This is a genomic window from Methylotuvimicrobium sp. KM2 (assembly GCF_038051925.1).
In the GTDB taxonomy this organism is placed as follows: Bacteria; Pseudomonadota; Gammaproteobacteria; order Methylococcales; family Methylomonadaceae; genus Methylotuvimicrobium.
On record NZ_CP150634.1, the window covers coordinates 2105579 to 2118076 of the forward strand.

Here is a 12498-nt window from a genome sequence, read left to right on the forward strand (position 1 = left end):
GCTGACAAGGTATGGGTTCCCACGGAGGACCGTGGGAACCAGAAATCGTTATACAAAAGTCAAAAATTACCGTTTTGCAATCTTAGCTAATGAGGCCTCGATACCATTTTTTGTCGCCCAGCGTTCCCGACTTTCCCTCACCTAGCGTTAGGTGAGGGACGAAGAAGGCGTCGCTCCCACAAGGGGTCGGATGCTCTGTGGGAGCGATCCCCAGATCGCGATCTCGGAGCCACTGATATCCAATATCCGCAGATTTATCAAACAGCATCGTTTCCAGGTATACGATGCCCTCTGTTTAGCAAGTTTATCGATATTTGTGTATAACGAAGAGCGCAGAGCATGGGAACGAGTGTTATGTGGGGATACCTCAGGGTCAGGGTACTTTTTTTGATTGATGACGTCCGATAAGAATGGTAACCGGGCCTCTTTTTGGGATGTGCGCAAGGCGTGCGTACTATTTAGGGAAGTTATTTTTTACCGTATCCTAAATACTTAAATTCTTCACATCGGCATCACGATTTCAGATATTTCAATGCCATCACTGCGGCGCTGGTGCGGTTTTCCACGTTCAATTTTTTAAATACTTGCTCCAGATGTTTGTTGACTGTGCGAGGGCTCATTTCTAGGATCGATCCAATCTCACGGTTGGTTTTACCTTTGGCTATCCAAAGCAGTACTTCGGATTCACGCTCCGTTAAAAAAAGGTTGGCTCGTAATATTTCCTCTTCAGTTGCGCTTTCCGAATCAACGATTCGAATCAGATGTTCTTTGTTACCGGTTTGACCGATATATTTCATTTCGAGAGATTTTGTTTCCAGATTTACCGTTTGCCCTTTTTCTCTGTTGTATTGAGGCGATAGCATAAGTCTGAGCGGTTTTATCAACGATTCATCGAGCTGTTCGGTATTCAAACCGGAGTCCGAGAATAATTGCACGGCTTGTGGAGTGGCCCAAAGCAAACGGCCGTTAGAATCGATCGAAAATAAATATTGTCCGGCTGAATCCAATGCGGCGCGGGCGCTTTTTGTTAATCTGGCATTTGCCAAATGAACCCGCATTCTTGCGATGAGCTCCTCTCCTTTTACCGGTTTCGTGACGTAATCGACTCCGCCGGCTTCCAATCCTTTAACGATGCTTTCAGAGTCCGACAATCCGGTCATGAAAACAACGGGAATATCGGCCGAATTGCGATGTTGTTTAAGTTTTTTGCAGGTCTCGAAGCCGTCCATGTTGGGCATGAGTGCATCCAACAAGATAATGTCGGGATTGATATTATTAAGGATTGTTAGTGCTTGCGAACCTTCCAGCGCAACTAAGACGGCAAATCCCGCTCTATCCAATGTGTCGTTCAGCATGCTCAGCGTGTCCGGCGAATCGTCGACGACCAGTACGACATCTTTTTTCAATTCTAACGGGCGTGTCGGATTCATAACATTTCTTCAAGGCAAGTAACGAGTTCATCGAATCGGTAATTTTTGGCGAGGTTGGTAAGACGAGCGGCATGTTCCTTTTCTACTTTTCGATCTTTTTCCAAGTCTTTCAAGAATCTGAGTAATTCATTCATATAGCCGATTTTAGCTAACTGGATGATTGTTTCTCGATCCGATCGATCGAGCATTCGGTAGGGTAGCAATGTTATTTCTGAATCGCTTTCACTCGCTAAGGGAGGAGGTATTTTCCCTTCATCGGAAAAAGAGTCGCCGGTGCTGTAGACCCAACGAATCGGCAAATATTTTTGGATCAGATCCATCATATGGGTCAATTTTATCGGTTTGACGAGATAGGCATCGTAGGGTAGGTGTTCCGCGAATATCGAATTCGGTTGATGGGCATTAGCGGAAACCATGATTACGGTTGCCGATGGAATTTGGCTTCGAATGCGACCGGCCAATTCCCAACCGCTCATGCCGGGCATGGCTATATCCAATAAAAAAAGTTGGGGCTTTTTTTTGCAATATTGCAACATATCCAGGCAAGTTACCCCGTCTTGGGTTTGAAACACGTTGAATCCCAGAGGAGACAGCATGTCAGTCAACAAGCCGCGATGACTGGGATCGTCGTCAACGATGAAAATCGTCTGCTCGATGCCTTGATAGCCGCTGGGTATGGCGGCAGGTAGACTGTGCGGTGCCTTAATAGCGTTAACACTGGAAAGCATTAAAGAAACTTTGAAAAGACTGCCTTGATTGGGACTGCTTTTTACGGTGATCTCGCCACCCATGATATCGGTCAAGAACCGCGTAATCGTCAGGCCAAGGCCTGTGCCGGAAATGTAAGGCACTCCGGCTTTTCGAATTCTTTCGAAAGGTTGAAAGATTTTTTCAATATTTTCCGGTTCGATGCCTTCTCCGGTGTCCTTTACCGAAAATATGGCGACTTGGTTGCGATAGGATACCGAAAAATATACTTCGCCCTGATGCGTATATTTAACGGCGTTCGAAATCAAATTGATCAATATTTGGCGTAAGCGTTTTTCATCGGTTCGAATGGTTTTCGGTAAAGGTGTCAACTGTTCGTGCACGAATCGAATACCTTTGGTAGTAGACTGAACCTTAAACATATTGACGATTTGATCGAGCATCGCGATAAAGTCGACATCGTTCTTAGAGATTTGTAGCCGGCCGGCTTCTATTCTGGAAATATCCAAGAGGCCTTCGATAATGTCCGCCAAATGTTCGCTGCTGCGTCGAATGACCGACAATGCGTCTCTCCGGTTATCGGGGATGGCTTGATCTTTCTCCAGTAGTTGAGCATAGCCGAGTATCGCATTGAGCGGAGACCTCAATTCGTGGCTAATACCGGTCAGATAACGGCTCTTTGCTTGATTCGCGGCTTCCGCCACCTCTTTCGCTTGCTGCAGCTTAAGATCGGTCATTTGATGGGCCTCGATTTCAGCAATCAACAGATCGGTTTGATTGCGGGATTCCTCCAGAGCCAGTTTTCTACTTTCATGAAGCAGGGAAAACATCCACGATACGACGCCTGAAATAATCAACAAGATGAAGAAAATATTGATTAGGGCATTGGTGATCACGGCTTTATCGATAGTTTCGTCCGACGTGATCTGGAAATAAATCAGCGCAAGCAAGGAGGACATCAAAATGCCGGTAAGTACAAACAAGCCGAAAAAGTTTCCTAACCTAGCCGTGACGATTCCGCTCCAAGCGTCCGGCATGATTTTGTTCAATGCCGAGGAAATTTGATCCGCCATGCCGGCATTGGTTTTACACATATCGTGACACCGGCTGTCGAGCGAGCAGCATAGCGAGCAGATTGCTCCGGCATAGGCCGGACAGAGCGACATATCTTCCGGCTCGAAGTGATGTTCGCAAATACAACAAACCTGGTCGGGATTTTTGCCGGCATTCTCCGGATCCCTGGCGATGTAATAACGTCCATTCGTCAACCAAGCAATCAAGGGCGTACAAAAAAAAGTAAGGGCTAATGTGAGATAAGGCGACATGGCCTGAAAGTTAATACCAAATAAGCCGCTATAAGCGATCAAACCAATCAAAGAGTCCGTCAGCATAGAACCGATACCGACCGGGTTGATATCGTATAAATGAGCCCTTTTGAATTCCATTTTTCGGGGCCTTAGGCCAAGAGGGAGATTGATAGTCAAATCGGCTGCCAATGAACCGACCCAAGCAATTGCGATGATTGCAAACAAGCCAAGAATTTCTTTAAGGGCATGATAAATTCCTAGTTCCATCAACATCAGTGCGATGACGACGTTGAAAACCAACCAAACCACGCGTCCGGGATGATTTTGAGTCGTTCTGGAAAAAAAATTAGACCATGCGATGGACCCGGCATAGGCATTCGTCACATTGATTTTCAGTTGCGAGAATATGACAAAGATGCCGGTCAATAACAGCGGCAGTTCCGGGGATGAGGTCAAATAGCCGAATGCGGTCAGATACATGTGATTCGGGTCCGAAGCTTGCTCAAAGCCGATGCCGTGCTCGATAGCCAAAACGGCAAGAAACGATCCGATGAGGATCTTAGCCATTCCGGGGAAAATCCAGCCGGGGCCGGCGGAAATCAAAGCGGCCCACCAGGTAAGCTTGTTTCGGTTGCTTTTTTCGGGCAGAAATCTGAGAAAGTCGACTTGTTCGCCGACTTGAGCAATCAAAGAAAACGCAACGACGGATGCCGATCCGAAAGCAACTAGATCAAAGCCTTCTGTCGCCGTTTTTGGCGTATAACCCGTCCAAAGTGCAACAGCATCGTCGGATTTAAGAGCTATGCAGAACAGAGGAATGATTTGAAGCGCGATCCAAAGCGGGTGAGTCCATACTTGAAACCGGCTGATTAGCGTAATGCCATGCGTGACTAGGGGGATCACGACCAACGAGCTAATAAGATAACCGATAGATAATGGGATGTTTAGCGTGAGCTCCAGCGCCATTGAGAGTATGGTGGCTTCCAGTGCAAAAAATATGAACGTGAACGACGCATAAATCAATGAAGTGACCGTGGATCCGATATAGCCGAATCCCGCTCCGCGGGTTAGAAGATCGATGTCCGTGCCCAGTTTGGCGGCGTGATAGCTGATCGGTAAACCGGTTAAAAAAATGATCGCACCGACGGTTAAAACGGCCGATACAGCGTTGACGAATCCGTAGGTCAAGGTCAAGGTGCCGCCGATCGCTTCGAGCGCGAGAAACGAGATCCCGCCCAGCGCAGTCAACGATACTTGCCATTCGGACCATTTCCTGGATTTTTTAGCGGTAAAGCGGAGCGCATAATCTTCGAGCGTTTGATTGGCGACCCACCGGTTGTAATTGCGCCGTACTCGAAAGATTTTTTGTTGGCCGTTCATGCAACAAAGCTCATGGCTTGAATCGATCAATGCCAATGGGTGTTGGGTTGCTGAAAAGTATTCCTCTCGAATTTGAGTCGTTATTTAAATAAATCGATTTTAAATCTATTGAATTCATAACGAAATACACTAGTTGGAGTGGCTTGTTATATGTTAAAAAAATAATAATAAATCAGCATGTTATGAGGATTATGGTGAAAGGTTAACAGCTAGCTATAGAGAAGGGCATACGTCAAATGACGTAACGCGGGTGAGCATCCGCCTAATGGTTAAACGAAGCGCTTTGCCGGACACTGTCAGCGAACCAAACAAAATTTAATTTGGAGAGCTTAAACATGTGTATCTTTAATTATGAAAATGGGAGCCGGGATAATTCTCCGGTATTCAAGCGCCGGAGTTTTATTAAAACATTGATCGCTTTTCCGCTGGGTCTGATATTGGCATCTTCCTCCCTTAGTTGGGCCATCCCCTCGACAAGTGAAGTCAATACAACAGGATTGGCTGTGACCGACGATACGGTTACGGTCGGTATTTTGCACTCTGTTACCGGTACGATGGCTATTAGCGAAACCGGATCGGTGCAAGCGGAAAAGCTGGCGATCGATCAGATTAACGCCATGGGCGGCGTACTCGGCCGCAAGATCGAATACATTCAAGAGGACGGCGCCAGCGATTGGCCGACTTTCGCCGAAAAATCGAAAAAATTATTGGTCAACGACAAAGTCGCTTCCGTGTTCGGGTGTTGGACTTCGGCCTCGCGCAAGGCCGTTTTACCTGTTTTCGAGCAATATAACGGCATGTTGTATTACCCGACTTTCTATGAAGGGCTCGAACAATCTCCCAACGTAATCTATACCGGCCAGGAAGCGACGCAACAAATCATCGCCGGTATCGATTGGGTGGTCAAGGAAAAAGGCGCAAAAACTTTTTACTTGCTGGGTTCGGATTATATCTGGCCCCGTACCTCCAATAAGATCGCCAGAAAGCATATTGAAAAACTGGGATTAAAAGTTGTCGGCGAAGAATATTATCCGTTAGGGCACACGCAATTCAATTCGGTGATCAATAAAATCAAGTTGAAAAAGCCGGATGTGATCTATGCCATCGTGGTTGGCGGTTCCAATGTTGCCTTCTATAAGCAGCTCAAAGCGGCCGGTATCGACTTGACTAAAGAAAAACCGCTTTTGTTGACGATTTCGGTGACCGAAGACGAAATTTTGGGTATCGGCGGTGAAAATATCGAAGGGGCTTATGCCGCGATGAAATATTTTCAAAGCCTCGATAATCCGAACAATCAAGCATTCGTGCAAGCATTCAAAGACAAATGGGGACAAGACATCGTGATAGGCGACGTCACTCAAGCAGCCTACTTGGGCCCCTGGTTATGGAAAGCTGCCGTCGAAAAAGCCGGCTCGTTCGATATCGATAAAGTTCGTGCCGCATCGCCGGGTATCGAGTTGACGACCGCACCGGAAGGCTACGTTCGCATTCATGAAAATCATCACTTGTGGTCCAAGACTAGAGTCGGTTTAGCGCAAAAAGACGGTCAATATAAAGTTGTCTATGAAAGCGAGGAATTGATCGAACCGAACCCTTTCCCGGTAGGTTATCAATAAAACTATTGACTCCGGCACGCGCAGTCAATGTTTGAAACCTCTCTCCCGGAATATGAGGGAGAGAGGTAATTTAAAAAAGTCCGACCGTTAGCAAAGAGGATCGAGTCATGTTTGAAGAATATTCAATGGTGGAACTGACAGATATTTTATTCATGCAGGGTTTTGCCGGTTTGATTTTATTTTCGGTTTTGGTGCTCATGGCATTGGGATTGGCGATCATTTTCGGTCAGATGGGTGTCATCAATATGGCCCATGGCGAATTCATGATTTTGGGCGCCTATACAACCTATTTAACATCCCATATTTTTGAAACCTATCTGCCGGCTTTATTTGACGGCTACTTTTTTGTGGCGATGGCTTTGGCTTTCTTAGTGTGTTTCGCGCTGGGCGTGTTGGTTGAGTGGGGTATGATCCGGTTTCTATTCAAGCGGCCTCTCGATACCTTGTTGGCGACTTGGGGGCTCAGTTTGATTCTTCAGCAATCATACCGTACCGTTTTCGGCGCGCGAGAAGTCGGCGTGACTCTTCCGGAATGGATGATGGGGTCGTATGCCATGACCGAAACGATAGAGGTACCGATCAATGGCATCTTCGTGATGGTTTTGACTTTATTTATTGCGGCGGGCGTTTATTTTTTGATGTTCCGTTCGCTCTGGGGCAAGCAAGTACGGGCCGTCGTTCAGAACAGATCCATGGCAGGAGCGGTCGGCATCGATACGGGGAAGGTCGACCGTTACACGTTCGGTATCGGTTGCGGCATCGCCGGTATCGCGGGCAGCGCGTTCACGATGATCGGTTCGACAGGGCCGACTTCGGGTCAACTCTATATTGTCGATACCTTTCTAGTCGTCGTATTCGGCGGTGCGCAGAGCCTTATCGGCACGATCGCCTCCGCGTTTACGATTTCACAATCGCAATCGACTTTGGAATTTTTCTTGAGCGGTTCCATGGCCAAGGTCATCACGCTTTTGATTGTGGTCGGCATACTGATGCTGCGTCCTCAAGGGTTGTTTGCGCTAAAAATTCGTCAATAAGGAGGAGTTTCCTATGCGGCAACGGAGCAATATTCGATTTATGTCAAGGCAGGAAGTGCTTGGCTATGTCATGTTGGCGGTCATCCTATTAGCGATTATCCCGCTGTCTTTGGATGTATTTCGATTGAATTTGATCGGTAAATATCTGACGTATGCCTTTGTCGCACTCGGCTTGGTTTTGTGTTGGGGATACGGCGGCATTTTGAGTTTGGGGCAGGGAGTATTTTTCGGCTTGGGCGGATATTGCATGGCTATGTTTCTCAAATTGGAAGCCAGCGATCCCGAGTCGACCAAAATTCAATCCACTCCCGGCATACCCGATTTCATGGACTGGAATCAGATCACCGAATTGCCATGGTGGTGGGAGCCTTTTCGGCAACTTCCCTTTGCGTTGTCGGCGATCGTTCTATTGCCGACGCTGTTTGCATTCATCATAGGCGTGGCGATGTTCAAGCGCCGGGTCGGCGGGGTTTATTTCGCGATCATCACTCAAGCCATCGCGGCGATCATGACCATTTTGATTATCGGCCAACAAGGCTATACGGGCGGAGTCAACGGAATTACCGATTTACGCACGTTGTTAGGTTGGGACATTCGTTCCGATTCCGCCAAAGTGATTTTGTATTATGTCTGTTCGGCCGCTCTTTTTATATGTTTGTTACTTTCGCAATTTATCCGTTATAAAAAACTGGGACGTATTCTGGTCGCGATGCGCGATCGAGAGGACAGAGTCCGGTTTTCCGGTTACGACGTAGCCAACTTCAAAATATTCGTTTTTTGTCTGAGCGCGATGTTTTCTGCGATCGGCGGCGAGATGTTCACGCTGCAGGTCGGCTTTATGTCGCCTTCTTTCGTCGGCATCGTTCCATCGATCGAAATGGTGATTTATTGCGCGGTGGGCGGTCGGCTTTCCTTGCTTGGCGCAGTTTACGGAACTTTGTTGGTGAATTGGGCCAAAACGATATTTTCCGAGACATTTCCCGAGCTTTGGCTGTTTGCGATGGGAGCGCTGTTCATAGCGGTCGTGATGGCATTTCCGAATGGCTTGGCCAGTCTATTCAAACGCTACATCGAGCCGAAATTGCCTGCTTGGTATAGCGGCAAAACGATAGATTCGAAAGCACCGATCATAGCGACGGATTCGCCAATAGAGATTGCGCATGCTAATGCTTTGGGCTCCGAGGAAAATATAGGTCTCTCAAAATCTTTAGCGAAACCCGAAACGGCCGTCACGGTGGCTCCACGGACCGATGAAAAGCTCGAAGGAGGTGTCTATGTCGACTAAGCACGAAGATTTCGTTTTAGCCGTCGAAGGGTTGACGGTATCTTTCGACGGTTTCAAGGCGGTCAATGACTTGTCATTCTACGTCGACGAGGGGGAAATACGCGTCATCATCGGACCCAACGGCGCAGGAAAAACCACGGTACTCGATTTGATTTGCGGACGAACTCAAGCCACCTCCGGGTCGATCAAATTTCGCGGGGAAGAGTTGACGCGGATGAAAGAGCATCAAATCGTCCATCACGGTGTCGGACGAAAATTTCAGAATCCTTCGATATACGACGATTTGAGTGTGTTTGAAAATCTTGAAATTTCATATCCACGAGGACGGTCCGTGTTCGGCTCGTTAATGTTCAAGCGCGACCGAGAAGTGATCGAAGAAGTCGAAAACACAGCTGAAATCATTTTTTTGCAGAACGATCTCGATAAACCGGCCGGCTTGTTGAGCCACGGACAAAAGCAATGGCTTGAGATCGGCATGTTGTTGATTCAAAAACCGGATTTATTGATGCTGGACGAACCGGTCGCCGGCATGTCGGTTGCGGAGCGCAAAAAAACCGCCGAGCTGTTGAACCGGATTACTCAAGGACGCTCGGTAATCGTCATCGAGCACGATATGCAGTTTGTCGAAGACATCGCTCATCGGGTTACCGTTATGCACCAAGGCAAGGTGCTGTCCGAAGGTTCGATGGAGCGAGTCAAAAACGATCCCAAAGTCATCGAAGTCTATCTCGGTCATTAATCGGTCGAATCAGGAGAAAACAAAATGCTGAGCGTTAAAGATTATCATGTGGCATATGGGCAAAGCGAAGTGCTGCACGGATTGAATTTCGATGTCAAGCCGAAAGAAATCGTAGCCGTGATGGGGCGCAACGGCATGGGCAAGTCTACATTGATGAAATCGTTGATCGGAATGATCCCTACCGCAAAGGGCGAGGTTCAACTTGACGACGTCGACTTGACGTTACTCAAAAGCCATCAGCGGGTTTCTAAAGGTCTGGGTTTCGTACCGCAAGGGCGAATGATTTTTTCGACGATGACGGTCAAAGAAAATATTGAAACCGGTTTGACTAGTACCGGGGAAAAGATCGTTCCTAACGATCTCTACGAGTTATTTCCGGTCCTCGAAGAGATGCGAAATCGCCGAGGTGGAAATTTATCCGGAGGACAGCAGCAGCAATTGGCAATCGCCAGGGCATTGGCCAGCAAGCCGAAGTTATTGCTGTTGGATGAACCGACCGAAGGCATTCAACCTTCGATCATTCGCGAAATGGCTCGGACGTTAAAAAAAATAAGGGATACGCGCGGTTTATCGATTGTCGTGTCGGAGCAAGTGTTGAGTTTTGCGCTTGAAATCGCCGACCGCATCATCGTCCTCGAAAAGGGGGAAATCGTTCATCAGGAAGAGCGGGCAACGCTCAATGAAGCCAAGGTGGCGGCTTATTTATCGGTATGAGTATTGTAACTATTCAGTATAAGTTATTTATGAGAAGGTGTCAGGCATTGATTTATAAGGCTGTCTGCAACAGGACGTTGCAGTCAGAGCTTACAGGGATGTATTCACGCGTCCTTAGAAATCAATGCCTGACACCAACCTACCGCATGCGCTGAATAATTACTGAGTATTAATCATTAAAACTTTGTCAGGAGAAAGGCTATGGCTGAAACCATTATCAAAATCGATTTAAGTAAATCACCTTATGAAAACGACATGATACATAACCGCTGGCACCCGGACATACCGATGGTGGCGATGGTTAAGCCGGGTGACGATTTCATCATCGAATCCTACGATTGGACCGGCGGACAAATTCACAACAACGACAGTGCCGATGATGTGCGCGACGTCGATTTGTCGAAAGTGCATTTTTTGTCCGGGCCGGTCGGTGTGGAAGGTGCGGAGCCCGGGGACTTACTGGTCGTCGACATTCTCGATATCGGGGCATTTGAAAACAGTCAGTGGGGGTTTAACGGTTTTTTTTCAAAAAAGAACGGCGGCGGCTTTTTGACCGAACATTTTCCCGAGGCGCAAAAATCGATTTGGGATTTCAACGGTATGTTTACCAAGTCTCGTCATGTTCCCGGCGTCGAGTTTGCCGGCTTGATTCATCCCGGATTGATCGGCACACTGCCGTCTAAAGAAATGTTGGATGAATGGAATACGCGGGAAAAAGCCCTTTACGACACGGAGCCGGACCGGGTTCCGCCCTTGGCGACACTGCCTTATGCCGATACGGCTCATATGGGACGTATGAGCGGCGATGCTGGAAAGGCGGCAGCGGCCGAAGCTGCGCGAACGGTGCCACCGCGCGAGCATGGCGGAAACTGCGATATTAAAGATTTATCTCGGGGTTCGACGGTCTACTTTCCGGTTTATGTGAAGAATGCCGGTCTAAGCTTGGGAGACTTGCATTTTAGTCAAGGCGACGGCGAAATCACATTTTGCGGTGCGATAGAAATGGCCGGTTGGACGCATCTGCGTGTCAGTTTGATCAAAGACGGTATGAAAAAATATGGAATCAAAAACCCGATTTTCAAGCCGAGTCCGATCAAACCCCAGTATGACGACTATTTAATCTTCGAAGGCATTTCGGTCGACGAGTCCGGCAAGCAACATTATCTCGATGTGCATATCGCTTATCGTCAGGCTTGTTTGAATGCGATCGAATATTTGACAAAATTCGGTTATTCGAAAGCCCAAGCTTATGCCATTTTAGGTACCGCGCCGGTCCAAGGGCACATCAGCGGCGTCGTGGATATTCCGAATGCCTGCGCGACGCTTTGGTTGCCGACCGATATCTTCGAATTCAACGTCAAGCCGAATTCGGAAGAGCCGAAAAAGGAGTTGTCCGGCGATGTCGACGTGCCGTTGTCACCCGATCTGTAATATACTCATCGCAGATCAAAATTCGGCACCGGGGTGCCCGCCAAAGGACGCCGTGAATACATCCATGTAGGCTCTATGCCAGCATCCATGCTGGCAAAGCCTTTGCCGAGCACCCCGATGCCTCCTTAGGCTCTGCAGAAATTTGAAGTGCGAAAGGTATATTAACTTAGGAGAATAGCGATGCCGCTCTATGACTATAAATGCCCGAAACACGGCATTTTCCACGACTTAGCAACGTTCGAAGAAAGCAGCGCTCCCCAGGCTTGTCCGCACTGCCAAACCTCGAGTCCGCGGATCATCATGATACCGCCCGAGGTGCTTGCAATGGCGCCGGACAAACGTAAAGCGATGAGTATCAACGAAAAGTCGCGTCACGAACCGGCTTTCTCGACGGTAGATAGCCGGGAGGATCAAATACTCGAACACAAGCACACAAAGAATTGCGGGTGCAGTAGCAACAAAGGGTCGTTTCTGAAGCATCCCGATCGCAGCAGTTTGAGACAGCAAGTGATATTGATGCAAGACGGAAGTAAAGTCTTTCCTTCGCAACGGCCTTGGATGATTAGTCATTAAGTATATAGTCGCAAATAATTTCCCGATTTTTCAGCGCTTCCACGCAAAGAGCGCTTGGTCGTGAGCGGCTTTACCTAACCTAGCGTTAGATGAGGGGCCACGAAGGCGTCACTCCCACAGAGCCTCGCCTCTCTGTGGGAGCGATCCCCTGATCGCGATTTCGAAGTCGACAGAATTGGGTTATAAGAAACTGTATCGAGGTCATGTTGGCTAAGGATTTCCTGATAAATAACATTCTGCAATTATGAGCTTTGTTGAGGATTCGGTAACTCGCTTGGCAG

General features: G+C 47.9%; 9 protein-coding genes. 7 read left to right on the plus strand and 2 right to left on the minus strand.

Translation table 11 applies throughout. The features are described 5' to 3' along the window. Positions 1-512: 512 nt before the first annotated feature. Together WJM45_RS08940 and WJM45_RS08945 are read right to left on the minus strand one after the other, a co-directional pair. On the minus strand, positions 513-1430 hold the full coding sequence (locus WJM45_RS08940; protein WP_341328602.1) for a response regulator transcription factor: 918 nt from the start codon (positions 1428-1430) through the stop codon (positions 513-515). Beyond that, positions 1427-4825 carry an ATP-binding protein gene (locus tag WJM45_RS08945; RefSeq protein ID WP_341328603.1) on the minus strand — a complete coding sequence of 1133 codons (3399 nt, stop codon included), beginning with the start codon at positions 4823-4825 and terminating at the stop codon, positions 1427-1429. Before WJM45_RS08945 ends, WJM45_RS08940 begins: the two co-directional genes overlap by 4 nt. 335 nt (positions 4826-5160) lie before the next feature. On the opposite strand from WJM45_RS08945, the gene urtA reads away from it, so the two are divergent. The 7 genes from urtA to WJM45_RS08980 all read left to right on the plus strand — a co-directional run bounded on the left by urtA (position 5161) and on the right by WJM45_RS08980 (position 12217). Continuing rightward, the gene (gene urtA, locus WJM45_RS08950; RefSeq protein WP_341328604.1) at positions 5161-6441 is read left to right on the plus strand and encodes an urea ABC transporter substrate-binding protein; all 1281 of its coding nucleotides are present in this window, start codon (positions 5161-5163) and stop codon (positions 6439-6441) included. Positions 6442-6548: 107 nt separating this feature from the next. Further along, positions 6549-7475 carry an urea ABC transporter permease subunit UrtB gene (gene urtB, locus WJM45_RS08955; RefSeq protein ID WP_341328605.1) on the plus strand — a complete coding sequence of 309 codons (927 nt, stop codon included), beginning with the start codon at positions 6549-6551 and terminating at the stop codon, positions 7473-7475. Between the two features lie 13 nt (positions 7476-7488). Further along, positions 7489-8760 (plus strand): urea ABC transporter permease subunit UrtC, encoded by a 1272-nt coding sequence (gene urtC / locus WJM45_RS08960; protein ID WP_341328606.1) that lies wholly within the window; start codon positions 7489-7491, stop codon positions 8758-8760. Next, positions 8750-9499 (plus strand): urea ABC transporter ATP-binding protein UrtD, encoded by a 750-nt coding sequence (urtD, locus tag WJM45_RS08965; RefSeq protein WP_341328607.1) that lies wholly within the window; start codon positions 8750-8752, stop codon positions 9497-9499. The genes urtC and urtD overlap by 11 nt, the downstream gene beginning before the upstream one ends. Positions 9500-9523: 24 nt before the next feature. Beyond that, a complete protein-coding gene (gene urtE, locus WJM45_RS08970) occupies positions 9524-10213 on the plus strand; it encodes an urea ABC transporter ATP-binding subunit UrtE (protein ID WP_017839899.1) in 690 nt (229 codons plus the stop codon). A 201-nt stretch (positions 10214-10414) separates the two neighbouring features. Then, positions 10415-11644 (plus strand): formamidase, encoded by a 1230-nt coding sequence (gene fmdA / locus WJM45_RS08975; RefSeq protein WP_341328608.1) that lies wholly within the window; start codon positions 10415-10417, stop codon positions 11642-11644. 180 nt (positions 11645-11824) lie between these two features. Further along, positions 11825-12217, plus strand: a complete 393-nt coding sequence (locus WJM45_RS08980; protein WP_341328609.1) for an FmdB family zinc ribbon protein — start codon at positions 11825-11827, stop codon at positions 12215-12217. The last annotated feature ends 281 nt before the right edge of the window (positions 12218-12498 follow it).